The sequence below is a fragment of the Ochrobactrum sp. Q0168 genome (genome assembly GCF_016427605.1).
Classification (GTDB): Bacteria; Pseudomonadota; Alphaproteobacteria; order Rhizobiales; family Rhizobiaceae; genus Brucella.
Window position 1 is genome coordinate 52,030 of record NZ_JAELXQ010000011.1, and the last position, 26,557, is coordinate 78,586.

The window sequence follows — 26,557 nt, forward strand, 5'->3', positions numbered from 1 at the left end:
GCGGAGCGAAGCAGCACCTCATCCTGAGTTCATCGAAGGATCGAAGGATCGGTGGTCAGAAGCCGCTCACGAATTGGCTGGCCGGTCGGAATGACCGAGATCGCGTTCCGGCCAGACGAGATCACGCACCCGCTGTTTCAAAACCTTGGCTTCCGGAAAACCGCCGTCGCGCTTGCGTTCCCAGATCAGTTCCTCGTTGCCATCTGGCATCAGCACGCGGATTTCAAAAACCCCGCCGGTGCCCGGACGCAAGGCCACTTCCGCCAGATCCTGCCCAAACGTCTGCAACAGCTCTTGCGCCATCCACGCAGCGCGCAACAGCCAGTTGCATTGGGTGCAGTAGGTGATGGAGATGCGAGGATGTGCGGACACTGATTTCAACCTTCCGAGCGCGAGCGATCCCGAAGCCGGTCGCCGTGGCTTGTTCGATAGCCAAATTTGCAGCAACATTTAGCTTCCAAAGACGCGCGGGGGCAAGTCATGGAAGTAACAGTCTACATTCTGCATTGCGCAGATGGGTCTTATTATACCGGGCTCACCAAGCAGAATATCGAAGCCCGGTTATGGGAGCATAATGAGGGCATTTATGACGGATACACAAAGAAGCGGCGGCCCGTCGAGCTTGTTTTCACGGAAAGCTATGACCGGATCGTGGACGCCATTGCGCGCGAACGACAGATCAAAGGTTGGTCTCGTGCAAAGAAAGAAGCATTAATTGCACGCAATTATGAGGGCCTACCCGAACTTTCAAAGCGGGGATGAGATCGGATATTAAACGCGTCCCCCCTCATCCTGAGGAGGTGCCCTGAGCATAGCGAAGGGAACCGTCTCGAAGGGCTGAGGGGGAGCGCTGTCGCCCTCGTCCTTCGAGACGCCTCCTTCACAAGTTCAGGAGGCTCCTCAGGATGAGGACGAGATTGGCATCATCAAAGCTCAAAAAGAAAGGGCACCGAAGTGCCCTTCCAGAATGCAGTAATCTGGGCTTAGGATAACGTGTTTAACACAAACACCGTCCCTTCAGCCGAACGAAGAATCAATCATCGCCCATCTTGAGCGCCTGAATAAAGGCCTCCTGCGGGATTTCGACCTTGCCGAACTGGCGCATGCGCTTTTTGCCTTCCTTCTGCTTTTCCAGAAGTTTGCGCTTGCGCGTCACGTCGCCGCCGTAGCACTTGGCCGTCACGTCCTTGCGCAGCGCCGAGATCGTCTCACGCGCCACGATGCGACCGCCGATAGCCGCCTGAATCGGAATCTTGAACATGTGCTGCGGGATCAGCTCTTTCAGCTTTTCGCAGAGCGCGCGGCCACGCTTTTCCGCAGCCGTTCGGTGCACCAGCATCGAAAGCGCATCCACCGGCTCTTCATTGACGAGGATCGACATCTTGACCAGATCACCCTCGCGATATTCCGAGAGATTATAGTCGAACGAGGCATAACCCTTCGAGATCGACTTCAAGCGGTCGTAGAAATCGAACACCACTTCGTTGAGCGGCAGTTCGTAGGTGATCATGGCGCGCGGGCCGACATAGGTGAGGTCCAGCTGAATGCCGCGGCGTTCCTGACACAGCTTCATGATCGCGCCGAGATAATCATCCGGCGTCATGATGGTTGCCTTGATCCACGGCTCTTCAATGGCCGAAATCTTCACCACATCCGGCATATCGGCCGGGTTGTGCAGTTCCTTCTGCGAACCGTCGATCATGTTCAGGCGATAGACAACCGAAGGGGCCGTCGTGATGAGATCGAGATTGAACTCGCGCTCCAGACGTTCCTGAATGATCTCCAGATGCAGCAGGCCGAGGAAACCGCAACGGAAACCGAAACCGAGCGCTGCGGAGGTTTCCATTTCGAACGAGAACGAAGCGTCGTTGAGGCGCAGCTTGCCCATCGCGCCGCGCAGATCTTCGAAATCCGCCGCATCGACCGGGAACAGGCCGCAGAACACCACCGGCTGCGCGGGCTTGAAGCCGGGCAGCATTTTCTCGGTCGGGCGGCGATCCTCGGTGATCGTATCGCCGACGCGCGTATCGGCCACTTCCTTGATGGAAGCGGTGATGAAGCCAAGCTCGCCGGGGCCGAGTTCGTCCATCTGAACCATTTTCGGCGTGAAGACACCGGTGCGTTCCACCGGATATTTCGCGCCCGTGCCCATCATGCGGATGGTCTGGCCCTTTTTCAGCACGCCGTCGATGACGCGCACCAGAACGATGACGCCGAGATAGGAATCGTACCAGCTGTCGACCAGCATGGCCTTGAGCGGCGCATTGCGGTCGCCTTCCTTCGGCGCGGGCAGCTGGGTGACGATGGCTTCCAGCACGTCTTCGATGCCGATGCCGGTCTTGGCCGAAATATGCACGGCCTGCGACGCATCGATGCCGATGACTTCCTCGATCTGCTGCTTGACGCGCTCAGGCTCGGCGGCGGGCAGATCGATCTTGTTCAGCACGACCACGATTTCGTGGTTGTTGTCGATGGCCTGATAGACATTGGCCAGCGTCTGCGCTTCCACGCCCTGGGAAGCATCCACCACGAGAAGCGAACCCTCGCACGCCGCGAGCGAACGCGAGACTTCATAGGCGAAGTCGACATGTCCGGGGGTGTCGATGAGGTTCAGCACATAATCTTCGCCGTTCTTCGCCTTATAGGTGAGACGGACGGTCTGCGCCTTGATGGTGATGCCGCGCTCGCGCTCGATATCCATCGAGTCGAGAACCTGATCCTTCATCTCGCGCGTATCCAGACCGCCGGTCAATTGAATGAGGCGGTCGGCCAGCGTCGATTTGCCATGATCGATATGGGCGACGATCGAAAAATTGCGAATATGGTCAAGTGGTGTGCTCATGCGCGCGATTTAACAGCAAGCAGCGGAATCTCAAAGCTCTATTCGAGCATGATCCCGAAAAGTGTGAAGCGGTTTTCGGATAAGATCATGCTGAAACACAAAAAACGAACACGGGAAAAAGCCCTGCTATCATGATCGTGACAACAAGTCCCCTTTGCCTTGTTGCAAAAAGGCGATAAATCACCGGCAATACAGACGCATTGCGGCTGCTGCTCGCAAGCGGCGCAACTGGCTTTCATGCAGGAGTTTAGGATGAAGACCGAACCGAACGAAGTCCACAACAGGCCGAAACTGGTCACCGTTTTCGGCGGCTCCGGCTTTGTCGGGCGCGCGGTCGTGGCAAGTCTCACCAAGCGCGGCTATCGCGTGCGCGTTGCCGTGCGCAAGCCCGAAGTGGCATATTACATGGCGCCGCTCGGCAATGTCGGGCAGATCCAGATGGTGCAGGCCAATGTCCGCCATCGCGCTTCGGTCGAGCTGGTCGTCAAGGGTTCCGACCATGTCGTGAACCTTGTCGGCATTCTGGCCGAAGGCGGTCGCCAGCGTTTCAACACGGTTCAGGTGCTGGGCGCGAAGAACATCGCCGAAGCCGCCAAGGCCGCCGGCATTCCGATGACGCATATTTCGTCGCTCGCTGCTGATGTGAACTCTGCTTCGGACTATGCCCGCACCAAGGCTGAAGGCGAAAACGCCGTGCTTTCCGTGCTGCCGGAAACCGTTATCCTGCGTCCGTCGATCATTTTCGGTCACGAAGACCGCTTCTTCAACCGCTTCGCCAATATGGCGCGCTTCTCGCCCTTCCTGCCGCTTATCGGCGGCGGCGAAACCAAGCTCCAGCCGGTCTATGTCGGCGATGTTGCGGAAGCCGTTGCCCGCGCCGTCGATGGCAAGCTGATGCCGGGCGGCGTCTATGAACTGGGCGGCCCGGATGTGCAGCCGTTCAAGAACTGGATGAAGGACATGCTGCGCGTTATCGACCGCAAGCGCGTTCTCATTTCGCTGCCGTGGTGGGTCGCCCGCCTGCAGGCTTCGGTTCTGAGCCTGCTGCCGAACCCGCCGATCACCAAGGATCAGGTGACGCTCCTGAAATACGACAATGTCGTTTCGGAAGCAGCCATCAAGGAAGGCCGCACATTGCAGGGCATGGGCATTACGCCGGAAGGCGTCGACGCCGTGCTGCCAGCCTATCTCTGGCGCTACCGCGTGGCCGGTCAGTACACCAAGACCGGCTTTGCGTGAGACATCGTAATCGGAAATGACTAAGGGGCCTCGCGGCCCCTTTTCTTTTGTTCAACCCCAAATCAATAAAGCCGCCAGCCCCGCGGACCCCACGATCAAACGCCACCAGGCAAAGAGCTTGAAGCCGTGGCGCGAGACATAGTCGAGCAGATAGCGCACGACGAACACGCCCGAGATGAAGGCCATCACGAAACCGACGGCGATCAGCGCGCCATCATTCATCGTGAGCATGTCGCGGCTCTTGTAGAGATCATAGGCGAAGGCCCCGGCCATGGTCGGCATGGCGAGGAAGAACGAGAATTCCGCAGCCGAGCGCTTGTCGGCACCCAGAAGCAGGGAGCCCACAATCGTGGAACCCGAGCGTGACACGCCGGGGATCATGGCAAGGCACTGGATGAAGCCGATGGCAAGACACATTGGCAGCGGATAATCCATTACATCATGATAGCGCGGGCGCAGATTGAGCTGATCGACCCAGAGCAGGATCAGACCGCCGAGGATCAGCATGACGCAGACCAGCATCGGCGTTTCAAAGAGCACGCTCTTGATGAAGCCATGCGCAGCCGCACCGATGAAAGCGGCGGGCAGGAAGGCGACCAGAATGCCGAAGACAAAATGACGCGTGCGCGCGTCACGGGGAAAATCCGCCAGAAGCTTGAGCAATTTCGCCGAATAGACGGTCAAAATAGCCAGAATAGCGCCGAGCTGGATCAGCACCTCAAACGTCTTTCCTGTGGATTCGAAGCCCAGAAAATGTCCGACCAACAACAAATGCCCGGTGGAAGAAACCGGGATAAACTCGGTCAGACCTTCGATGAGACCGAGAAACGCGGCTTCCAGCAGATTAAAAATATCCATGAAGTCAGTACCTTAGAATGGTTGGCACAGTGGAGACATCTGAACCGGCTCGCAGGAGCGGTTATGGCGGCTAAGACGGGCCTTTCCAGCGATTGCTTGTCTCCCGCAAACATAGGTCTTATAGACTTTATATTCCGTTGATGCGGCGTCGAATCGCTTGGCAGCAGAAATAGCCTGCTGCATGCGCAAACGCCATGCCAATCTCCGGACGTTCAATTCAAGCTGTGTCAGTCGAGAGTACCGCGTCGATCATGCTTACGCTGTTTCATCATCCCATGTCTTCAGGCTCGCGTTATGTGCGGCTAATCCTCGGCGAATATGGCGTGGAAGCGGAACTGATCGAGGAAAGGCCGTGGTCGCGCCGCAAGGAATTTCTGGCGCTGAATCCGGCTGCCACCCTGCCCGTGCTGCTGGCGGAAAACGACCTGCCGGTGGTGGGCGCAACCGTGATCGCCGAATATCTCGATGAAACGCGCGGCGCGTTGAAGCGCAACCGTCGCCTCCTGCCGGAAAGCCCGATGGAGCGCGCCGAAGTGCGCCGCCTCGTGGACTGGTTTCTGCTGAAATTCGAAAACGAAGTCACCCGCCACATCACGCGCGAACGCGTTTATAAATTGCAGATGGCGGCTGAAATGGGCGGCAGCGCGCCGGATTCCACCGCAATCCGCGCAGCCCGCACCAATATCCGCCAGCATATGAAATATATCGACTGGCTGGCCGCCACGCGCGACTGGCTGGCAGGTGCGCATCCAAGCTATGCCGATATGGCGGCAGCAGCGGCGGTTTCGGTGCTCGACTATCTCGGTGAAATCGAATGGGGCGAAACCCGTGCCGCGCGCGACTGGTATGCGCGCATGAAGTCGCGCCCCGCCTTCCGCCCGCTTTTGTCCGATCGCGTGCGCGGACTTGCCCCGGTGGCCCATTATGGCGACCTCGATTTCTGAGACAAAGGCAGACAGGCTGAAGCGCTTCCTCATCGAAGAAGCCAAAGCCGTGGGCTTCGACGCTGTCGCCTTCACCACACCGGGTGCTATTCCACAGGCGCCTGAACGCCTGCGGCAATATCTTGCCGATGGCCATCACGCCGACATGCTCTGGATGGAAGAGACCGAAGAACGCCGGGCCAATCCCGGCGTGCTCTGGCCGGAAGTTCGTTCCATCATGATGCTGGCCATGAATTACGGGCCGGACACCAACCCGCTGGCTGTGCTCGATCAGAAAGATCGCGCGGCCATATCGGTCTATGCGCAGAACCGCGATTATCACGACATCATCAAGGGCAAGCTGAAACACGTGGCGAGCCGCTTTGCCGCGCGCGCCGGGCAGGACGTCAAGGTTTTCGTCGATACCGCGCCCGTCATGGAAAAGCCGCTGGCGGAAGCTGCAGGCCTTGGCTGGCAGGGCAAGCACACCAATCTGGTCAGCCGCGAGCTTGGGTCATGGCTGTTTCTGGGCTCGATCTTCACCACGGCGGAAATCCCGCCGGATGAGCCTGAGCGCGACCATTGCGGCTCCTGCCGCGCCTGTCTCGACGCCTGCCCGACCAAGGCCTTTCCAGCGCCCTATCGTATCGATGCGGGCCGCTGTATTTCCTATCTCACCATCGAGAACAAGGGCCCCATTCCGGCGGAGTTTCGCAAGGCCATGGGCAACCGAATCTATGGTTGCGACGACTGCCTTTCGGTCTGCCCGTGGAACAAATTCGCGCAGGCGACCAGCGAAATGAAGCTGAAGGCGCGCGACGATCTGAAAGCGCCTCGTCTCAGCGACCTGTTGACGCTGGACGATCCAGCGTTTCGCGCGCTTTTTTCCGGCTCGCCGGTCAAGCGGATCGGGCGCGACCGCTTCATCCGCAATGTGCTGATCGCGGCGGGCAATTCCGGCGATGCAGCGCTGCTGCCGCAGATCGAGTTGCTGCTTGGGGATGGTGCACCTGTCGTGCGTGGGGCGGCGGTATGGGCCTTGAAGCAGCTGGCCGCACCCAGCCATGTCGATGCCTTGCAAAAACGTCTGGCCTCTGCGGAAGAGGATGCTACGGTGCAGAAAGAGTGGAATACGGAGACAGTCTGACATGCGCATTTTCCTGTTCGGGGCCGGATATTCGGCACAAGCCTTTGCCAAGCGGGTGACGGGAGAAGCAGAGCGCATCGACGGAACCACCCGCCACGAGCAGAAATTCCCGATCCTTGAGAAATCCGGCATTTCGCCGCTGCTGTTCGATGGCGAAACGCCCTCGCCCGAACTTCTGGAGCGACTCGCCAAGGCAACCCATGTGGTGATTTCAATTGCCCCCGGCGAAGCGGGCGACCCGACGCTTGCCTGGGTCGAGGAAGCGCTGAGCCGTCCCGACAATACGATTCGCTGGATCGGCTATCTCTCGACCGTTGGCGTTTATGGCGATCACAAGGGCGAATGGGTGGATGAAACCACGCAATGCAAACCGGTTTCGCGCCGCAGCCTAGAACGCGTCGAAGCGGAGCAGGCCTGGACAGAATTGAGCGAGCGGCATGGAACGCCGCTGGCTATTCTGCGGCTGTCGGGTATTTACGGTCCCGGCCGCAATGCTTTCGTCAATCTGGAGCGTGGCACGGCGCGACGTCTCGTCAAGCAGGATCAGGTGTTCAACCGCATCCATGTGGAAGACATTGCGGGCGCTTTGCGCTTTCTCGCAGGCACCGATACGGGCGGTATTTTCAACATTACCGATAATGAGCCATCGCCGCCGCAGGATGTCGTTGCCTATGCGGTCGAACTGATGGGCGTCACGCCGCCGCCGGAAGTGCCGTTTGAAGACGCGGAGCTGACGCCGATGGCGCGCTCCTTCTATGGCGAGAACAAGCGCGTCTCCAATAAGCGTATCGAGGCGCTGGGCTACTCTTTCATCTATCCCGATTACAGAGCTGCCTTTTCGGCCATGTGGCGAGACGGGAACTGGCGCTGATTGCCGATTTTGACGGCGCAAAGCATAATCGCCGCGTCACGCCTGAATGATTCGGGTCCGTGTAGTTTCCGGGAAGTTTGCCGATGGCTCTGAAATCTGTTTCGAAATTCTGGTCGCGTCTTGTTCTCGCAACCTGTCTGGCGGCGATGATCGCGCCTGACTTCGTGCCCATGGCCATGGCGGATGACATGCCCGCCAAGCAGGCATTCGGTGCAGAACGCCTCCCCGTGCTGGCGCAGGAGCCGCAATCGATCGGCTTTTATGCCAAGGGCTGTCTCGCAGGCGCTGTTGCGCTGCCGACAGACGGTCCAAACTGGCAGGTCATGCGCCTCTCGCGCAATCGCCGCTGGGGCCATCCGCGCATGATCGGCTTGCTGGAAAAGCTCTCCCGCCATGCCGCCAAGGATGGCTGGCCGGGCCTGCTCGTCGGCGATATTTCCCAGCCGCGCGGCGGTCCGATGCTAACCGGCCATGCTTCGCATCAGGTAGGGCTCGATGCCGATATCTGGCTGACACCAATGCCCAAGAAGCGTTTCACCGATGCGGAACGCGAAAGCGTTTCCGCCGTCTCGATGTTGAAAGGGGATTCCCTTTATGTCGATCCCAAGAAATGGTCCCCTGCCCGCACCGCGCTGATCAAACACGCCGCGAGCTATCCGGAAGTCGAGCGCATCTTCGTGCATCCGGGCATCAAGAAGCAGCTTTGCGATACGGTGACCGGCGATAGAAGCTGGCTTGGCAAGGTTCGTCCCTATTGGGGTCACTTCTACCATTTCCATGTGCGTCTGACCTGCCAGCCCGGCTCGCCGCAATGCAAGGCGCAGCCCAAGGTCGCGGCTGGCGACGGCTGTGACAAGTCGCTCGCCTGGTGGTTCACCGACGAGCCGTGGAAGCCAGCAAAGCCATCGAAGGAACCGCCGAAGAAGCCGCGTCCCGTGATGGTGTCTGATCTTCCAAAGGCATGTGCCGCCGTGCTGGCCGGTCCCGCGCCCAATTCGGTCGCCGACGTCACCTATGGTGTGCAGTAATCGAGTATCGTGCCCCGCCGTTTGGCGGCGGGGCATTCTCTCTAAGAGCCTGAATCAAAAAGCGGCATGTGCGTGCGAAAATGGTGATTTTCGAGTACCGGAGCGGAGCGTACTCAAGGTACGTGAGCACCGGAACGCAGAAAATTGCCATTTGCAGCCGCACAGGACGACTTTTGGAACAGGCTCTAAGCCCTCTTTTCACCGGCTTATAGCTCAGCTATAGGTTTCAAACGATTTAGAGCTTGATGACAAGGTTATCAATTTCATGACAAAGCGCCTGCGCATCGCATTGATCGCCCACGATTTGAAGAAAGACGACATGGTGGCCTTTGCGCGCGCGCATGAAAAGGCGCTGTCGCGTTTCGATATCGTGGCCACGGGCACGACCGGCGGGCTGATCCTCGACGCCTGCCCTTCGCTGACGATCCATCGCGTCAAGAGCGGTCCGCTCGGCGGCGACCAGCAGATCGGTGCGATGATTGCGGAAGGCACTGTCGAAGCGCTGATCTTCTTCATCGATCCGCTGTCGCCGCTGCCGCATGATGTGGACGTAAAGGCGCTGACGCGGCTTGGCAGCGTCTATGACATACCGATGGCGCTAAACCGTGCCACGGCGGAAAGGCTCATCAAGGCTTTGGACTGATACGAGCGAAGATATACAAGCCCATGGGCAAGCCCCCAAAACTCAAAAGGGCCACAAGAAACGACAGGGAGAGAGAATGCAAGCCATGATCGACGCCGAACAGAGTTTCCAGTTTCCAGTCCTCGTCGGCGATATTGGCGGCACCAATGCCCGCTTTGCAATCCTTGTCGATGCCAATTCCGAACCGAAGGAATTCCCGGTTCTTCAGACGGCGGATTATGCGACCATCGATGAAGCCATTCAGACGGCCATTCTCGACCAGACGTCGCTGCAGCCGCGCTCGGTCATTCTGGCCATAGCAGGCCCCGTCGAAGGCGATGAAATCGATCTCACCAATTGCGACTGGGTTGTGCGCCCGAAGAAGCTGATCTCTGATCTCGGCTTCAAGGACGTGACCGTGCTCAACGATTTCGAGGCGCAGGCGCTGGCCGTGGTGTCGCTCGAAGGCCATCATATGGAGCAGATCGGCGGCAAGCCGGACGAGGTGATCGCAACCCGCGTCGTGCTCGGCCCGGGCACGGGCCTCGGCGTGGCCGGTCTGGTGCGCACCCGCAAGGCCTGGGTACCGGTTCCCGGCGAAGGCGGCCATGTCGATGTCGGCCCGCGCAGCGAACGCGACTATCAGATTTTCCCGCATATCGAGCAGATCGACGGGCGCGTTTCCGCCGAACAGATTCTGAGTGGACGCGGCCTGCACAATCTCTATGTGGCAATCTGCACCGCTGACGGCGTGACCCCGACGCTGGAAACCCCCGCCGACATCACCTCCGCCGGTCTTGATGGCAGCAACACGCAAGCCAGCGAAACGCTCGACCTGTTTGCAACCTATCTTGGCCGTGTGGCGGGCGACATGGCGCTTGTCTTCATGGCGCATGGCGGCGTTTACCTGTCGGGCGGCATTCCGCAACGCATTCTGCCTGCCTTGCGGGCAGGCGGTTTCCGCGCGGCCTTTGAGGATAAAGCACCGCATCAGGCCATCATGCATGACATTCCGATCCATGTGATCACCTATCCGCTGGCGGCGTTGAGCGGCCTGTCGGCTTTTGCCTGCGCACCGTCGCGCTTCGAAGTCTCGACGGATGGACGCCGCTGGCGCATCGGCTAAGTTCCACCAGCAAGAGGATCGGGGTGTCTGAATCAAAAAGCGGCAGGCCATGGCGAAAATGGTGATTTCGAGAACCGGAGCTTGAGCCGTACATTTGGGTACGTGAGCACCGGAAGCCTCGCATAATCCGAAAAGTTGCAGACTTTTCGGATCAGATTATGCGAATACAAAACTCAAATTGCCATTTGCAGCCCGGCATGGCGACTTTTGGATCAGATACCAGGGATGGATAATTACGCGAGTTAAAGCTATAGAAACGCGGCGGGAATTGGCTTTCGGCCTTTTCACCGCCGCGTTTTTGGTTTTAATACCAACGCATTTTCAACGGTAGTCTCGGACAGACCGAGCTCAGGAATGAAGCGCTTTTGCACGTGAGCTTATTCAAGAAGAAAAACAAAAAAATCGACACGGGCGAAGCCACCCGCGTAATCCGGCGCATGATGTCGGAGAATATCGGTGAATATAAGAAGAACTATATCGTCGCCATCATCGCATCTTTGATCGTCGGCGGATCAAACGCCGCGCTCGCCTATATGATGAAGCCGATGATCGACAAGATCTTCTATGAGCAGAACCTGCCGCTGATCTGGATCATCTGCGGCACGCTGCTGGCGATCTTCATCCTGCGCGGTCTGTCTGGCTATGTGCAGGCCGTCGAGCTTGCCAAGATCGGCAATAATCTGGTCGCGCGCTATCAGAAGCGCATTTTCGACCATCTGATGAAGCTCGGCCTCGACTTCTATAATGATACGCGCTCCGGCCATCTGGCGGCGCAGATCAACCAGAATGTGTCCGGCATCCGCGACCTTCTGAACATGACGATTTCGTCGATTGCGCGCGATTTCATCTCGCTGATCGGTCTGGTCGCCATGATGTTCTACATGGACCCGATGTTGTCGGTTGCGATCTTCCTGATCGGCCCGCCGCTCATTCTGGCGGTCGCCTATATTTCGCGCCGCATCCGCTCGGTCACGCGCGATCTGGTGCATCTCAATTCGCATCTTCTCGGCGCCATGCAGGAATCCGTGCAGGGCATCGCCGTCGTGAAAGCCTTCACCATGGAAGACCAGCTGCGCGCCAAGATCGGCAATCTGATCGATCTGTCGGAGGGCCGCAGCAACAAGATCGCCAAAGTGTCCGAACGCACCACGCCGATTTCCGAAATCCTGGCTGGTTTCGCCGTTTCCGGCGTGCTGGCCTATAGCGGCTATCGCGCCATTCTCGACCATCAGCCGCCGGGCGCGACCTTCGCCTTCATCACCGCGATGCTTTTGGCCTATGATCCGGCACGTCGTCTCGCCCGCCTTCAGGTCGGGCTGGAAAAGGCGCTCGTCAACGCCCGCATGATCTATGAAGTGCTGGATATCAAGCCGCACCAGCGCGATGCCGCCGATGCGCCGCCGCTGAACCCCGGCCCCGGCGAAATCCAGTTCAAAGACCTGTACTTCTCCTATAGCGAGCTTGCGCCGGTTCTGCATGGCGTCAGCTTTATCGCCAAGGCGGGCGAAACCACGGCGATCATCGGCGCATCGGGTGCGGGCAAGTCAACGCTCATCAATCTCGTGCAGCGGTTCTACGATCTCGACCAAGGAACGATCCTGTTTGACGGACAGGATATTTCCAAGGTCACCAAGCACTCGCTGCGCCACGCAGTCGCCTATGTGTCGCAACAGCCCTATCTGTTCGAAGGCACCATTGCCGACAATATCCGCTATGGACGCCCGGACGCGACCGATGATGAAATCGTCAAGGCGGCCAAGCTTGCCCATGCGCATGATTTCATCCTGCAACAGCCGCAGGGCTATGACACGCCGATTGGCGAAAACGGCGCAACGCTTTCGGGCGGCCAGCGCCAGCGCATTTCGATTGCGCGCGCCATCGTGCGCAACGCGCCGGTGCTGCTTCTCGATGAAGCAACGTCTGCCCTCGACAACGAATCGGAAAAGCGCGTCCAGCAGGCGCTGGAAACGATCATGCAGGGCCGCACCACCATCGTTATTGCCCATCGCCTGTCCACGGTCGTCAATGCCGACCGCATTGTGGTCATGGAAGCGGGGCGCGTGGTGGAAGAAGGCCGTCATGAAGAGCTGATCGCCGTACCGAACGGCGTCTATGCCCGCTTCTATCAATTGCAGAGCGGCAGCGCTGATAATATGACCGAACCGACCATCGAAGAACTGACTGCGGATGATGTGCCAGCGGGCACAGGAGGACAGAATGACCGGTGAACCGGATAGCCGAAACAGCGAAATGGGCCTCGTCGTCGTCGGCGCCGGTGGCCGCATGGGCCAGACCCTCATCCGGACGATCCAGTCGATTGACGGCGCAAAACTCAGCGGCGCCATCGAGCGCCCCGGCTCGCCGCTGATCGGCAGAGACGCCGGTGAAGTGGCCGGTGTCGGCGCGCTTGGCATCACCATCACCGATGATCCGCTGCCGGTCTTCGCCAAGGCGCAAGGCGTGCTCGATTTCACAAGCCCCGCCGCCAGTGTCGCCTTTGCCGGTCTCGCCGCGCAGGCCCGCATCGTCCACGTCATTGGCACCACGGGATGCTCGGCGGAAGACGAAGAGAAGTTCCGCGCCGCCGCCCGCCATGCCACCATCGTCAAGTCGGGCAATATGAGTCTTGGCGTCAATCTGCTTTCCGTACTGGTACAGAAGGCTGCAAAGGCACTGGGACCGGACGATTTCGACATCGAAGTTCTCGAAATGCACCACAAGCACAAGGTGGACGCGCCATCCGGCACCGCCCTGCTTCTCGGCCAAGCGGCAGCCGAAGGCCGTGGCATCAGCCTTGAAGACAACAGCGTGCGGGCGCGAGACGGCTATACCGGCCCGCGTGAAGAAGGCACCATCGGCTTTGCCACGCTGCGCGGCGGCTCGGTGATCGGCGACCATTCGGTGATTCTCGCTGGCCCCGGCGAACGCATTGTGCTGTCGCACCATGCCGAGGACCGCACCATCTTCGCACGCGGCGCGGTCAAGGCCGCGCTCTGGGCTTATGGCAAAAAGCCCGGCCTCTATTCCATGCTCGACGTGCTCGGGCTGAGTGACTAGAGCGCGTTTCGATCTGATTGCATCAGATCGGCGCTCCACTATTTTGTTTGAACGCGCATCTTTTCCGAAAACCGTTTCACACTTTTCGGGATGCGCTTTGATTTACCCACCAACGGAGCCTTGCATATGTCTCGTACTCTCGTCCTGGTTCGCCATGGCCAAAGCGAATGGAACCTGAAAAACCTTTTCACCGGCTGGCGCGATCCGGGCCTGACCGAACAGGGCCACGCCGAAGCCAAGGCCGCTGGCCAGCGCCTCAAGGCTGCTGGTCTCAAATTCGATATCGCCTATACGTCGGTGCTGACCCGCGCGCAGACCACCTGCCAGCACATTCTGGATGAGCTGGGCCAGTCTGGCCTCGAAACCATCCGCGATCAGGCCCTGAACGAGCGCGACTATGGCGATCTCTCCGGTCTCAACAAGGACGATGCCCGCGCCAAATGGGGCGAAGAGCAGGTTCATGTCTGGCGCCGTTCCTATGACGTGCCTCCTCCGGGCGGCGAAAGCCTGAAGGATACGGGCGCGCGCGTCTGGCCTTATTATCTGCATCAGATCCAGCCGCATGTGCTGCGCGGCGAGAGCGTTCTGGTGGCTGCACACGGCAATTCGCTGCGCGCGCTCATCATGGCGCTCGACGGCCTGACGCCGGAACAGATTCTCAAGCAGGAACTGAATACCGGCGTGCCGATCATTTACCGGCTTAATGCTGATTCGACTGTGGCCTCGAAGGAAATTCTGGAAGCCTGACACGCAGTTGGCGGCAAATTTATCGGGCGCGACACCGCGCCCGATAACGTTTTCAACACGGAAAACCGACAGCTTGAAAAAAAGCTGACATTATTTCGAAAACGCGATTGACAGAGGCAAGCCGACCCCTTAGATGGGTCCTCGTCGCCCAGATGGCGGAATTGGTAGACGCACCAGCTTCAGGTGCTGGCGCTCGCAAGGGCGTGGAGGTTCGAGTCCTCTTCTGGGCACCATTCCTAAGCCTTCGGACCACTACCAAGGTTCAGAAGCACCCCAAAAAGCCCGCGCAAGCGGGCTTTTTTGCTATCCGGGCCTGTCGCATTCCCCATGCGTCCAAACCTCGGCCTGCGCTTCAGGAAGACAGATATGCAATTCACCGACGCTGATCGCGACGCCTTTTTCGAGCTTCTGAAATGGCGGCGGGATGTTCGTCATTTTCGCAGCGAGCCGATAGACGAAGCCATGGTTCAAACGCTGCGGCAGGCGATGGATTATGCGCCCTCTGTCGGCAATGCGCGGCCCTGGCGCGTCTTCGCCGTGGAAAGCCTTGGGAAGCGTCAGGCGGTCCACGATGCCTTCAGGCAGGCCAACCGCAAAGCGGCGCAGATTTATGATGGTGCGCGCGCCGAGGCCTATCGCGACCTGAAACTGGAGGGGCTTGCCGTCGCCCCGTTGCAGCTTGCCATTTTCACGGAAACGGATCCGGCGGAAGGGCACGGCCTCGGGCGACAGTCGATGGCTTCCACGCTGGAGCAAAGCACGGCGATGGCCGTGCAAAACCTCAACCTCGCCGCCCGGTCGCTGGGCCTTGGCGTTGGTATGGTGTCGATACTCGATCCGCTGGCCATGGAACGGCTTTTCGACGTGCCGGCAAACTGGCGTTTCAGCCTTTATCTGTGCGTCGGCTGGCCGAGCTTCACCGACGACACGCCGCTGCTGCACAAATGCGGCTGGCAGGAAAACAGCAGGACCGACTGGCGCTCCTGCTGATTCAATTTACGAACAGAAGCCCGACCCCAGCCAAGTTTCTCCGTTCGTGTAATACATGTTGAGGACTTCCCGCTCTGCAAAAACGCTGGGCGGCCCCTTGTCATTCAGCAAGGCAAACAGCGTTTCCTCGGTGAACGGAACGCTGACCCGCTCAAGGTAAAGCACCGTAGGACATCGTATAGGACGGGGCCAGAAGACGAGCTGTTCTTCGGCTTCTTTCAGTGTCCTCTGTATTGCAGCTTCGGCGTCTGCCAAGTCCACAAAGAACACGTCATCCCATTCCGTCATCTTGTCATCGGTGATTGCATAATAACTGAGCATTTTCGTCACGATCAGTCTCCACCCCGGTGCACTCTCGCGGTACGCCCCCGCGTTGTGCCCTTCGATCTCTGGTGATCGGGGTGTTCGCAACCGTATTTCGACGGCCCTGCGCCTTTAGCTCGGGTGAACCTGTACATAGCAACAGGCACCCCGATCATAAAGAACGAAGGTTCGGTACCTTTCGGCGATACCAGCCACGAAATCGAGGTTGCGAAGCCCCAGACCGCCGCGTAGCGGTCCACCCTTAGGCGTAGAGGATTTTTGACAGCTTGTCACACGCAAAATCTGCCAAGCGACAGGCTTCTGCCGGATGATCCCAACGCACTGTCAAACAAGCGAAATCGATGGCTGGCTAATCGCAGCGACCATACGATATCTCTGTTTTAGAATGAAGTAATATTAAGCGGCAGTTTTGCGCGGGAAGCACGCACGCTGAGCCTGCGCGTGAACCTTGGTGACCGGGGAGTTGGAAAAGCCGTTCAAGACGGCCCCTGCGGCCTTTGGTTCTTCGAACCTGTTGTATACGCCACAGGCTCCCCGACCATACAGAACAGTGGACCACCGCGTGGCGGTCCACTTCATGATCCTTGGCGGTCAGGGCGTTCGTAACCGTGTAGTGACGGCCTCACGACCTTTAGCTCCTGAGAAGCCTGAACATTCGTCGTGGGCACCCTGACCATAAAGAGCGAAGGACCGCCGCAAAGCAGCCCCCTGCAATTGGTAATCCTGCTCAGTTGATTTGTCTCGCGGAGATTGCCGTGCGACCGGCAATCCTGCCAACGGCCTTTACTCTGCCCTGTGCGAACTATATCCAAAGACTAAGCAATTCTGTTGGAGCAAGTGTCGATGCGCGCCTTTGTCCTCGCCCTCTTTCGCGCCACCAGTTCCTTCAGCGCCACGGGACTGGCGTTCGGCACGTTATTCTTTGCAGCCGCGCTGACGCCGAGCCTCATTCCCCGAACCTATGTCATTCAGGGCGCGCTGTGCGGGCTGGTCTTCGCAATCGGCTATGGCATCGGCGTGCTTTTCGGCGCGCTGTGGCGCTATCTCGAACTGCCGGAGATCAAGGGCCGCAAGCGCGCGCTCCTGAAGATCGGCGTCGGCATTGTCTGCCTTGCCGTGGCGCTGATCGCGCTTCGCTCATCCGCTGGCTGGCAAAATTCGATCCGCACGGCCATGGATATGCCGCCGGTGCCCTCCGCCTATCCCGCAACCCTGACCGCGATTGCCATTGCCGTCTTTCTGGTGCTGCTGGTCATTGCCCGCATTCTCATTCGCATTGGGCGCTATTTCTCGTCGAAGATGCGCCGCATCATGCCAAGGCGCGTTGCAAACGTCATTGCGGCCTCGGTGACGGCTTTTCTGATCTGGACCGTCGCCAACGGCGTGCTGATCAATACGGCGTTCAAATCGCTCGATGCGTCCTTCAAGCGCTATGACGCCCTGATGGAGCCAGACCGCGTGCAACCCTCCTCCGCCGGCAAGACAGGCAGCGCCGCCTCGCTGATCCGCTGGGAGGATCTTGGCCGCGCCGGTCGCGAATATATCGCCTCTGCGCCGACCGCCGCCGAGATTTCCGCCTTTACCGGGCGCGCGGCCATGGACCCGATCCGCGTTTATGCCGGGCTCAATGTCAGCCGCACGCCAGAGGAAAGGGCCAGACAGGCGCTGGAGGAACTGAAGCGGCAAGGCGGGTTCGACCGGTCTGCGCTGGTGATCATCGTGCCGACCGGTACGGGCTGGGTCGATCCCTCAGCCATGATCGGACTGGAATATCTGCGCGAGGGCGACGTGGCCAGCATCGCCGTGCAATATTCCTATCTGAACAGCCCGCTATCGCTGCTGTTCCAGCCGGAATATGGCGCGGAGTCGGCGCGCGCGCTATTCGAAACGGTCTATGATTACTGGAAAAGCCTGCCCGTCGACAAACGACCGAAGATTTATCTGCATGGTCTCAGCCTCGGCGCTTTCAACTCGCAAAGCTCTGTATCGCTGTTTGAAATACTGGATGCGCCCCTGAACGGCGCCCTGTGGAGCGGCCCGCCCTTCCCCAGCGCGCTGTGGCGTTCGCTGACGCGCAGCCGCAATGCCGATACGCCGGAATGGCTGCCTGTGGTGCGCGACGGTGCCTTCGTGCGCTTCATGAACCAGAATGGCGAAGCGCCCGGCAATGGCACCGAATGGGGCGTGATGCGCACGATCTATCTGCAATATGCCAGCGATGCCATCGTGTTCTTCAACAGCAGCATGTTCTATCGCGAGCCGGACTGGATGAAAGAGCCGCGCGGTCCCGATGTATCAGCCGATTTACGCTGGTATCCGATCGTGACCGCACTGCAACTGGTGGTCGACATGGCATTTGCCGACAGCGCGCCCATGGGGCATGGACATGTCTATGCCCCGGAGCATTATCTGGAAGCCTGGCGTGACATCACCGGCGCCGAAAACTGGCAGAGCGATGATATCAACCGGCTGAAGCAATATCTGCGTCACAAAGTGGACGAAGGTAATGCCGAAGGGTTCGAGGAACGCGGGGGTTAGAGCATTTCCAGCAAAAGTGCGTAGCGGTTTTGCGTCGGATAATGCGTCAAAACAAATAGATAGAGCGGTTCCAGGATTCCGTACTAAACGGAACTGCTCTACCCCCAAGGAATTTGATCGTAACGGCTGTTGCAGTCATCTGAAAATCGACTGTAACAGCCCGGCTTTGAAAAGAAATAGGCGGCGGGCCAACCGTTGGCCGCCCCTTGAAACAAACTCAAATGCTATTGAGCGGTTCCGCAATCCGAAAAGGAAAGCGCCCGGTCACGCCATGCGCTGACGGCGGTACCCTGTGTCTGATTTTCGACGACGATGTGATGGCCTTCATAAATACCGGAAGCAACCCACTGCTTCGCCGCTTTCTGATATACATCGATCGTGATTCCGAGTTGGTCTACCTTGGCTTGTGACAGCATGTATTCCCTCATGAATGGTGAATATGAAAAGCGAAGGGCGAATATATAATCGATTTGACGACAGGCTGATGTCACATTTTCGCTATCGAGCCATAATTTTCATAAAACACAATATTTTGAACAGCTTAAGGACGGATAGGCTCACCTCTGGTAATTGCCTTTTTATTTAAAACAATCAATATTCTTACTTAATTATTTTATATTTCAGGCTTAATTCAATTTTCTTCTACATCATGTTGAAACATGGAAAACCAAGTAAATTCCGACACCAAGCCTGTCCGATAGCAGCAGGATTTGAACCGTGGGTGACGCCGGTATTTTCCGCCTTGCAACGGGACGCATTTCCGGCAAAAGTGTAAAATGGTTTTATGTTTGATATGCGTAAAAACAATTAGTTAGCAATAAAATTGGTATCGCCCGTCCCGGTAGAATGGTCAAGAGGTTCGCCATGGAACAGCCCGATTACGACCGCGCATTCGGCGAGATTATCCGGTGGCTGAAGCAGGAAGGCTTGATCCTGCAAACCGATCTTGAGGGCAATACGGAGCTTTCCACCCGTGCTGAGCGCATCGGCCGCAAAAGGCGGCGCGAAGCGGCGGCGACACAAGAATAAACCGACATCATAAACGGGGGAGTTGAGATGCGGCACAAGGGTCTGCTGGAATTCGGGCGGAATCGGACGCTCTATGGTCTTTTCCTGTTCTGCGCGGTCTGCGCCATCGCGGGCAGTCTGCTGAGCTTTAATGGCGAGACCTCGTTCTGGCGCTGGTTGCATTATCTCACCAAGCCGACCGCAACGCTGCTTCTGCTGGCGGCGGTTCTTTGTTCCGGCAAGCCGCGCTCGAAATCCTATGGTCTTGCCGTGGCCTTCGGCCTTGCCTTCGCAGCACTTGGCGATTTCTTCCTGATGCTGCCGGGTGACTATTTCATGGCCGGGCTGATCTGCTTTCTCATCACCCATTGCGCCTATATTTACGCCCTGTCGGGCCATACCCGCTTTGCGCAGCACAAAGCTCCCTTCATCGTCTTCGGGCTTGCGGCAATTGCGCTGATCACCGGCCTTTGGACCGCGTTGCCGGGGCCTATGAAAATCCCCGTTATCGTCTATGCCGCCGCCCTCGGCATCATGGCCGCGCAGGCTTTCAGCCGGGCAAGCGGCACCGAACCGGAAACGCCGCAACACTACGCCGCCTGGCTCGCGGCATGGGGCGGTTTGTTTTTCATGGTCAGCGACACGCTACTGGCCTATGACCGTTTCCGCTTCGATATTCCGCTGAGCGGACTATGGGTGCTCGCCACCTATTATCTGGCGCAGTTCCTGTTCGCCCGCTCGACGGAGGATTTCACCCATGAGCGATGATCTCGACGCGGTTTTCGCGCGTCTGCGTCAGGCATGGCTGGATCATCGCCCGCCCTATGAGCAGCGCATCGATGACCTCAAGCGCCTGCGCGCTGGCCTCGCGGCCCGGCTTGACGACATGGCGAAAGCAATCAGCGCCGATTTTGGAAACCGCTCCGCCCATGAAACCCTGCTCGGCGAAGCCAGCGTGGTCTTTGCCGAAATCGATGATGCGCTGCACCATCTCAAGCGCTGGATGAAGCCAAAGCGCCGCAAGGCGGGCTGGAAATTATGGCCAGCGAAAGCCGAAGTCCGCTTCGTGCCGCTGGGCGTCGTGGGCGTCATCGCGCCGTGGAACTATCCGGTCAATCTGGCGCTCGCACCGCTGGTGGCGGCCATCGCGGCGGGCAATCATGTTCTGATCAAACCGTCCGAACACACGCCACAGACGGCAGCCTTTCTGCAAAAGCTCATCAGTACGGTCTTTCCGGACAATCGCGTTGCCGTGGTGCAAGGCGATGCAGCGCTTTCCGCCCGCTTTGCCAGCCTGCCTTTCGACCATCTGTTCTTCACCGGCTCCACCGCCGTCGGGCGCAAGATCATGGCAGCGGCTGCGGCCAATCTGACGCCGGTGACACTGGAACTTGGCGGCAAGTCTCCGGCCATCGTCAGCGAAAACGCCAATCTGGTGCGCGCTGCGCGTGCCATCGCAAACGGCAAGTTCTTCAATGCCGGACAGACCTGCATTGCGCCGGATTATGTGCTGATCCACCACAGCAAACGCGATGAATTCATTGCCCTGCTCAAAGCCGAAATGCAGGCCCGCTTTGGAGGCGCGTCCGCAGATCCAGACCGTACCACCATCATCAACGATGCGCAGTTGCAGCGGCTTTCCGGCCTGCTGGCCGATGCGAAGGACAGGAGCGAAGGCATCGTCGAGCTGCTCGCGCCATCCACCGAACCGCGCCTGATGACGCCGACGCTCATTCTTGAGCCGCACGCGACCAGCGCCATCATGGCCGAGGAGATTTTCGGGCCACTGCTGCCCACCATCAGCTACCGCTCGACCGATGACGCCATTGCCCATGTGCTTGGCCATGACCGCCCGCTGGCGCTTTATTGTTTCAGTGAGAATACCGCCGAGATCGAAACCATCCTCGCCCATGTGGTCGCAGGCGGGGTCTGTATCAATGACACGCTCTATCATTTTGCCTGTACCAGCCTGCCCTTTGGCGGCGTGGGGGCCAGCGGCATGGGCCAGTATCACGGCTATGACGGTTTCCTGACCTTTTCCAAGGCCATGCCGATATTGACGAAATATGCGCCTGCCCCAAGCGACCTCATCAAGCCGCCCTATAGCGGCCTGACGGATCGGCTGGTTCGTTTCATTGCTCGCTAAAAGCCTTCAAACACTCAATTGTGCGTGGCCGCTCTGTACAAATTGCATAGCAAACTACCTATATAGACGCGTATAGATTTGAAATATTCATCTTGAACTGACGACCTTACGGGTGAAAAGGGTGCAGAAGAAAAAGGAAGCAAACCGGATATCGAAGTCGATCCTGACGGCGATCCGCAACAGGCCTGGCTTCAGGCCTCTCAACGCCAATATCACCGGCGGTGATATTGTTATCGCATCCTATAATGTTCACAAATGCATCGGCATCGACAAGCAGTTCAACCCGCAACGTACCGCAGACGTGATCAGCGAAATCGACGCGGATGTTATAGCGTTGCAGGAAGCCGACAAGCGTTTCGGTGAGCGGTCTGGGCTACTCGACCTTGGCCTTTTGGAGCGCCGCCACGGCCTTATCCCTGTCCCGATCAATGCTACAATGCCCAAGGGGCACGGCTGGCACGGCAATGTGCTTTTGTTTCGCGAAGGCATTGTGCGCAATGTGCAGCAGCTGAAACTGCCGGGCGTAGAGCCGCGCGGCGCGCTCGTTGCCGACCTGCAATTTCCCGCCGGTCCGCTGCGCGTCATTGCCGCGCATCTGGGGCTCCTGAAACGCTCCCGCGAGCAGCAGGCGGAAAGCATCCTCACCGCCTTGCAGGAAGCCGACACGCTCCCGACGCTGTTGATCGGTGACCTCAATGAATGGCGTATCGGAAAGCGTTCGTCGCTGGCCGCGCTGATGCCGACCTTCAACCATGTGGCAACAGCAGTGCCGAGTTTTCCATCACGCTTTCCGGTCTTCGCGCTCGACCGCGTAATGGGCGCACCGCATAATCTCGTGACCTCGGTGGAAGTTCACAACACGCCGCTGGCGCGCATGGCGTCTGACCATCTGCCGATCAAAGCGCATCTTGACCTGAAGACGGCCATCGACCTGTTGCACAATCTCAATCCAGAGATTCCGGAAAGCAGAACCGGCTCATAGATAGGGCGAACCGAGCCAGATGATCCGGTCGATGAGGCGCACCAGAAACGGGCTGTTTTTGAGACGTGTGAGATTGACCTGGCGGCTTTCCTCGATGACCTTGCCGATCCGCTCTTCCACCTGACGCGCCACATCGCGATCCAGAATTTCCAGATCGATCTCGAAGTTGAGCCGCAATGAGCGTGGGTCGATATTCGAAGAGCCGACATAGGACCATGTGCCGTCAATCGTCATCAGCTTGGAATGGTTGAACGCGCCGCCCGCGCGCCAGATGCGGCAGCCATCCTTCAAAAGCTGGTCGAACTGGGCGCGCATCGCTCGGTCGACAAGCTTGAGATTATTGACCCCCGGCACGACGATATCCACCGAGACGCCGCGCCGCGCCGCCGTGACCAGCGCGCTGATCAGTTCGCGGTCCGGCAAAAGATAGGGCGACATGATGAGGATATGCTGCTCGGCTATCGAGAAGGCGCCCATCATCATGCGGTGGTTGGTTTCGACATTCTTGTCGGGGCCGGAGCCGACCACGCGCACCAGCGTGCCGGTGCCGGGCGGATTTTCCGGCGGGGCGATGCGCCATGCGTCGCCGGTCAGCAATTCACCCGTTGCAAATCGCCAGTCCTCGGAAGCGATGTGAAAAAGGTCGGCAATGGCCGGTCCTTCCAGCCGGAAATGCGTGTCGATGGCCACCGCATCGCCAGCAATCGCCCGCACGAAACCGGCGCGGATATTCATGCCGCCGGTAAAGCCGTATCGCCCGTCCACGACGAGGATTTTGCGGTGGGTGCGCAGATTGGCATAAGGCAGGCGCAGGCCGATGATGATGTTGCCGTTGAAGACATCCACCGTCACGCCATTTTCCTTGAGCAGGCTGACAATGCTCGGGATGGAATAACGCGCGCCGACCGCATCGATCAGCACCCGCACTTCCACACCGCGCTTGACGGCTTCGCCAAGCGCTTCGGCAAACTGGATGCCGATGGCGTCGCGGTCGAAAATATAGGTTTCGAGCAGGATGCTGCGCTCGGCCCTGCCGATGGCCTCCAGCATGGCGGCATAGGCCTCGTCGCCGGTTTCCAGCATTTCGATGCGATTGCCGCTGGTGAAATCATATAGGCTGACGGCGTCGCCCAGAATTTTCATCGCGCCGAACTGCCGCCCGAAAGCAGCACGCACGAGGTCGTTGGTCGTATCGAAATGCGAGAGGTGATAAAGTGCGATATGCCCCAGCGCGCGCTGCTGCGTGAGTGTCGAGCGCCTGATCCGGTTGACGCCCGCAATGGCATAGACCACCGCCCCGACGATAGGCGACAGCACGATCACACCAACCCAGCCCAGTGCGGTGCGCACTTCATCCTTGGTCATGGTCGCATGAATCGCCGCTATGGTGCCCAGCACAATCGACAGAACAGCCAGAATATGCGGCCAGTAATGGGAAACCAGATCGAACATCGAACAGACTTTTCCAACAATAATTGAGTACCGGGAAACCGGCAGCGCCCCCGCGTCAAGTTCTTGAAGTATGTAGCCGGTAGAGATTAAAACAGGTGTAACGGCAAAGAGATAGAGCCCAACGGGCTAAAAATGCGCAACAGCCGCGAATTAGTTTATGCGCAAAAACAAAGAGATATGGCTGTCTGCGCCGAAAACCGCTGCGGTTTCGCGCCCCTGACAGCCGGGCCTAGCCCGGCATTTGCGGCCAAAGCTGGTCAAACGCTCCACATGCCTTATATTGTTGCGTGGGTTACGAAAATTGGGTCACGACAATTCGAGGGACAAGAGGGTTATTCGATGGCAACGACGAACAAAGATTTCGACAATCCGGTGTTACCGACAGAGCTGACGTCCAAGTGGGGCTGGTTCGTGGCGCTCGGCGTGGCGCTTCTCATTCTGGGCGGCATCGCCTTCGGCAATCTGGTGCTAGCCACGGTCGTTTCGGTCTATTATGTCGGCCTGATGATGCTGATCGCCGGTGTGATCGAAATCATCCATGCTTTCGGTGTGAAGACCTGGGGCCGGTTTTTCTTCTGGCTCCTGAGCGGCTTGCTTTATGCGGCAGCAGGCGTCGTCACCTTCATCAATCCCGTACTGGCGGCGGGCGTCCTCACGTTCCTGCTGGCGGCAGCCCTTCTCGGCTCCGGCCTTTTCCGCATCTGGATGGGCTTCAAGTCGAAACCGGCCTCCGGCTGGGGATGGATTGTGGCCGGTGGCGTCATCACCGCGCTGCTCGGCCTCATCATCGCCATCCAATGGCCGGTCAACAGCCTGTTCATCCTCGGCCTTTTCCTGGCCATCGATCTGATTTTCCAGGGCTGGACCTATATCGCCTTCGGTCTTGGCATCAAAAGCCGCTAATAAAGCGCGACATTTTCTATAAAGCGGCGTGTTCAGCGCCGCTTTTTCTTTTCCAGCCCTATGCGGGACGCGGCGCTTGTTGAGATTTTGCCCAATGACTGCTAGATGCAGCGCAACATCTTCGCGGCGCGTATTTGCGCGGCCCAACATTTCGCCATTACGAGTTTCTTCATGCCTGCTGACAATCCCGTTTCCAAGCGCCGCACATTCGCGATCATCGCGCACCCGGACGCCGGTAAGACCACGCTGACCGAAAAGCTGCTGCTGTTTGGCGGTGCGATCCAGCTTGCCGGTGAAGTGAAGGCCAAGAAGGACCGCATCCAGACCCGTTCGGACTGGATGAACATCGAACGCGACCGCGGCATCTCGGTCGTCACCTCAGTGATGACCTTCGAATATAAGGACTGCATCTTCAACCTGCTCGATACGCCGGGCCACGAAGACTTCGCAGACGACACCTACCGCACGCTGACCGCAGTGGACAGCGCCGTCATGGTCATCGACGCCGCAAAGGGTATCGAGCCGCGCACGCTAAAACTGTTCGAAGTCTGCCGCATGCGCGACATTCCAATCGTCACATTCGTCAACAAGATGGACCGCGAAGCACGCGATCCGCTTGAAATTCTGGACGAGATCGAAGAAAAGCTGGCGCTCGACACGGCGCCGATCACCTGGCCTATCGGCTCGGGCAAGAGCTTTGCCGGCACTTTCGACCTGCATAATAATACGATGCGCCGTCAGGACAATGAAGAGCAGCCGACCAAGGTCAGCGGTCCGGAAGAAGCAGCCGCATTGCTGCCTGAAAACGAACGCGAAGCCTGGCTGGAAGGCGTGGAACTTGCGCGCGGCGTCTGCCGTCCGTTCGATCTTGCTTCCTTCCGCGAAGGCCATATGACGCCGGTTTATTTCGGCTCGGCGCTGAAGAATTACGGCGTACGCGACCTGATCGAAGCCTTTTGCGATTTCGGCCCCTCGCCGCGCGACCAGCAGGCCGATACGCGCATGGTTGGCTCCACCGAAGACAAGATGACTGGATTCGTGTTCAAGATTCAGGCCAATATGGACCCGAACCATCGCGACCGCATCGCCTTCCTGCGCGTTTGCTCCGGAAAACTGTCGCGCGGCATGAAAGCCAAGCTGGTGCGCACCGGCAAACCGATGAGCCTGTCTGCGCCGCAATTCTTCTTCGCGCGTTCGCGCCAGATCGCCGATGAAGCCTTTGCGGGCGATGTGGTCGGCATCCCGAACCACGGCACGCTGCGCATCGGCGACACGCTGACCGAGGGCGAAGATATCCTGTTCCGTGGCGTGCCGAACTTCGCGCCGGAAATTCTCCGCCGCGTCCGTCTGGACGATGCGATGAAGGCCAAGAAGCTGCGCGAAGCCCTGCAGCAGATGGCCGAAGAAGGCGTCGTGCAGCTGTTCGTGCCCGATGACGGTTCTCCGGCGATTGTCGGTGTCGTCGGCGCTCTGCAGATCGACGTTCTGACCGAACGCCTGAAAGTGGAATATTCTCTACCGGTCGGCTTTGAGATGTCGCGCTTTTCGGTCTGCCGGTGGATTTCCGCCGACGACCCGGTCGAACTTGACCGCTTCATCGCATCTCATCGCGCCGATATCGCGCATGATCTCGACAATGATCCGGTTTTCCTGGCGCAGAACGGCTTTTCGCTCAATTACGAGGCCGAGCGCTGGAAGGATATCCGTTTCGCAACCATCAAGGACTATCAGGTCCGCGACAAGGACTGATATCA

At 58.6% G+C, this 26,557-nt stretch carries 25 protein-coding genes, 1 tRNA gene and 1 pseudogene; 20 read left to right on the plus strand and 7 right to left on the minus strand.

All coding sequences use genetic code 11. The annotated features are described in order from the left end of the window. Window positions 1–66: 66 nt before the first annotated feature. The gene (locus tag JAU75_RS17315; protein ID WP_199057722.1) at window positions 67–372 is read right to left on the minus strand and encodes a SelT/SelW/SelH family protein; all 306 of its coding nucleotides are present in this window, start codon (window positions 370–372) and stop codon (window positions 67–69) included. A gap of 108 nt (window positions 373–480) precedes the next feature. Here JAU75_RS17315 and JAU75_RS17320 point away from each other — a divergent pair, with 108 nt between their 5' ends. Further along, the gene (locus JAU75_RS17320) at window positions 481–762 is read left to right on the plus strand and encodes a GIY-YIG nuclease family protein (RefSeq protein WP_199057723.1); all 282 of its coding nucleotides are present in this window, start codon (window positions 481–483) and stop codon (window positions 760–762) included. 271 nt (window positions 763–1,033) lie between these two features. Here JAU75_RS17320 and lepA read toward each other — a convergent pair whose 3' ends face one another. Further along, window positions 1,034–2,842, minus strand: coding sequence for a translation elongation factor 4 (lepA, locus tag JAU75_RS17325; protein ID WP_199057724.1), 1,809 nt, complete (start codon window positions 2,840–2,842; stop codon window positions 1,034–1,036). Between the two features lie 252 nt (window positions 2,843–3,094). Between lepA and JAU75_RS17330 the strand changes: the two genes are divergently transcribed. Next, entirely contained in the window at window positions 3,095–4,081 is a 987-nt protein-coding gene (locus tag JAU75_RS17330; protein WP_199057725.1) for a complex I NDUFA9 subunit family protein, read from the plus strand. Between the two features lie 51 nt (window positions 4,082–4,132). Here JAU75_RS17330 and JAU75_RS17335 read toward each other — a convergent pair whose 3' ends face one another. Then, complete coding sequence (locus JAU75_RS17335) at window positions 4,133–4,939, minus strand: undecaprenyl-diphosphate phosphatase (RefSeq protein ID WP_199057726.1); 807 nt, start codon at window positions 4,937–4,939, stop codon at window positions 4,133–4,135. Between the two features lie 251 nt (window positions 4,940–5,190). Here JAU75_RS17335 and JAU75_RS17340 point away from each other — a divergent pair, with 251 nt between their 5' ends. From JAU75_RS17340 to mepA, 4 genes are all read left to right on the plus strand, one after another. Beyond that, window positions 5,191–5,883, plus strand: a complete 693-nt coding sequence (locus tag JAU75_RS17340; protein ID WP_140026149.1) for a glutathione S-transferase family protein — start codon at window positions 5,191–5,193, stop codon at window positions 5,881–5,883. Beyond that, window positions 5,864–7,009, plus strand: a complete 1,146-nt coding sequence (gene queG / locus JAU75_RS17345) for a tRNA epoxyqueuosine(34) reductase QueG (protein ID WP_199057727.1) — start codon at window positions 5,864–5,866, stop codon at window positions 7,007–7,009. Before JAU75_RS17340 ends, queG begins: the two co-directional genes overlap by 20 nt. 1 nt (window position 7,010) lies before the next feature. Continuing rightward, on the plus strand, window positions 7,011–7,880 hold the full coding sequence (locus JAU75_RS17350) for an SDR family oxidoreductase (RefSeq protein WP_199057728.1): 870 nt from the start codon (window positions 7,011–7,013) through the stop codon (window positions 7,878–7,880). An 83-nt stretch (window positions 7,881–7,963) separates the two neighbouring features. Beyond that, a complete protein-coding gene (mepA, locus tag JAU75_RS17355; RefSeq protein WP_199057729.1) occupies window positions 7,964–8,908 on the plus strand; it encodes a penicillin-insensitive murein endopeptidase in 945 nt (314 codons plus the stop codon). A gap of 37 nt (window positions 8,909–8,945) precedes the next feature. Here the strand turns inward: mepA and JAU75_RS17360 are convergent. Continuing rightward, window positions 8,946–9,059 (minus strand): annotated as a pseudogene (locus JAU75_RS17360) (flagellar basal body P-ring protein FlgI); the annotation flags it as partial. A gap of 114 nt (window positions 9,060–9,173) precedes the next feature. On the opposite strand from JAU75_RS17360, the gene JAU75_RS17365 reads away from it, so the two are divergent. From JAU75_RS17365 to bluB, 7 genes are all read left to right on the plus strand, one after another. After that, window positions 9,174–9,551, plus strand: a complete 378-nt coding sequence (locus tag JAU75_RS17365) for a methylglyoxal synthase (protein ID WP_199057730.1) — start codon at window positions 9,174–9,176, stop codon at window positions 9,549–9,551. A gap of 76 nt (window positions 9,552–9,627) precedes the next feature. After that, window positions 9,628–10,656, plus strand: a complete 1,029-nt coding sequence (locus tag JAU75_RS17370; protein WP_199057731.1) for a glucokinase — start codon at window positions 9,628–9,630, stop codon at window positions 10,654–10,656. 371 nt (window positions 10,657–11,027) lie between these two features. Then, window positions 11,028–12,884, plus strand: coding sequence for an ABC transporter ATP-binding protein (locus JAU75_RS17375; protein ID WP_199057732.1), 1,857 nt, complete (start codon window positions 11,028–11,030; stop codon window positions 12,882–12,884). Further along, window positions 12,874–13,713 (plus strand): 4-hydroxy-tetrahydrodipicolinate reductase, encoded by an 840-nt coding sequence (gene dapB / locus JAU75_RS17380; RefSeq protein WP_199057733.1) that lies wholly within the window; start codon window positions 12,874–12,876, stop codon window positions 13,711–13,713. Before JAU75_RS17375 ends, dapB begins: the two co-directional genes overlap by 11 nt. Before the next feature lie 126 nt (window positions 13,714–13,839). After that, window positions 13,840–14,460 (plus strand): 2,3-bisphosphoglycerate-dependent phosphoglycerate mutase, encoded by a 621-nt coding sequence (locus tag JAU75_RS17385; RefSeq protein ID WP_171319625.1) that lies wholly within the window; start codon window positions 13,840–13,842, stop codon window positions 14,458–14,460. Window positions 14,461–14,606: 146 nt separating this feature from the next. Next, window positions 14,607–14,693, plus strand: a tRNA-Leu gene (locus JAU75_RS17390). Window positions 14,694–14,826: 133 nt separating this feature from the next. Then, window positions 14,827–15,450, plus strand: coding sequence for a 5,6-dimethylbenzimidazole synthase (gene bluB, locus JAU75_RS17395; protein ID WP_199057734.1), 624 nt, complete (start codon window positions 14,827–14,829; stop codon window positions 15,448–15,450). A gap of 6 nt (window positions 15,451–15,456) precedes the next feature. Here the strand turns inward: bluB and JAU75_RS17400 are convergent, their stop codons facing one another. After that, window positions 15,457–15,780: a hypothetical protein gene (locus tag JAU75_RS17400; protein WP_199057735.1), complete on the minus strand. Its 324-nt coding sequence runs from the start codon at window positions 15,778–15,780 to the stop codon at window positions 15,457–15,459. Window positions 15,781–16,617: 837 nt separating this feature from the next. Between JAU75_RS17400 and JAU75_RS17405 the strand changes: the two genes are divergently transcribed. Next, window positions 16,618–18,312, plus strand: a complete 1,695-nt coding sequence (locus JAU75_RS17405) for an alpha/beta-hydrolase family protein (RefSeq protein ID WP_199057736.1) — start codon at window positions 16,618–16,620, stop codon at window positions 18,310–18,312. Between the two features lie 224 nt (window positions 18,313–18,536). Here the strand turns inward: JAU75_RS17405 and JAU75_RS17410 are convergent, their stop codons facing one another. Continuing rightward, on the minus strand, window positions 18,537–18,728 hold the full coding sequence (locus JAU75_RS17410; protein WP_199057737.1) for a hypothetical protein: 192 nt from the start codon (window positions 18,726–18,728) through the stop codon (window positions 18,537–18,539). A 448-nt stretch (window positions 18,729–19,176) separates the two neighbouring features. On the opposite strand from JAU75_RS17410, the gene JAU75_RS17415 reads away from it, so the two are divergent. The 4 genes from JAU75_RS17415 (at window position 19,177) to JAU75_RS17430 (ending at window position 22,448) form a co-directional block, all read left to right on the plus strand. Then, window positions 19,177–19,341: a hypothetical protein gene (locus JAU75_RS17415; protein WP_162762703.1), complete on the plus strand. Its 165-nt coding sequence runs from the start codon at window positions 19,177–19,179 to the stop codon at window positions 19,339–19,341. A 27-nt stretch (window positions 19,342–19,368) separates the two neighbouring features. Continuing rightward, the gene (locus tag JAU75_RS17420; RefSeq protein WP_199057738.1) at window positions 19,369–20,088 is read left to right on the plus strand and encodes a lysoplasmalogenase; all 720 of its coding nucleotides are present in this window, start codon (window positions 19,369–19,371) and stop codon (window positions 20,086–20,088) included. Continuing rightward, complete coding sequence (locus JAU75_RS17425) at window positions 20,078–21,466, plus strand: coniferyl aldehyde dehydrogenase (protein WP_199057739.1); 1,389 nt, start codon at window positions 20,078–20,080, stop codon at window positions 21,464–21,466. The genes JAU75_RS17420 and JAU75_RS17425 overlap by 11 nt, the downstream gene beginning before the upstream one ends. 121 nt (window positions 21,467–21,587) lie before the next feature. Beyond that, window positions 21,588–22,448 (plus strand): endonuclease/exonuclease/phosphatase family protein, encoded by an 861-nt coding sequence (locus tag JAU75_RS17430; protein WP_199057740.1) that lies wholly within the window; start codon window positions 21,588–21,590, stop codon window positions 22,446–22,448. Here the strand turns inward: JAU75_RS17430 and cls are convergent. Next, entirely contained in the window at window positions 22,443–23,900 is a 1,458-nt protein-coding gene (gene cls, locus JAU75_RS17435) for a cardiolipin synthase (protein WP_199057741.1), read from the minus strand. The genes JAU75_RS17430 and cls overlap by 6 nt on opposite strands. A 339-nt stretch (window positions 23,901–24,239) precedes the next feature. On the opposite strand from cls, the gene JAU75_RS17440 reads away from it, so the two are divergent. Both JAU75_RS17440 and JAU75_RS17445 read left to right on the plus strand, forming a co-directional pair. Continuing rightward, entirely contained in the window at window positions 24,240–24,803 is a 564-nt protein-coding gene (locus tag JAU75_RS17440; protein ID WP_199057742.1) for an HdeD family acid-resistance protein, read from the plus strand. Between the two features lie 171 nt (window positions 24,804–24,974). Further along, the gene (locus tag JAU75_RS17445; protein ID WP_199057782.1) at window positions 24,975–26,552 is read left to right on the plus strand and encodes a peptide chain release factor 3; all 1,578 of its coding nucleotides are present in this window, start codon (window positions 24,975–24,977) and stop codon (window positions 26,550–26,552) included. The last annotated feature ends 5 nt before the right edge of the window (window positions 26,553–26,557 follow it).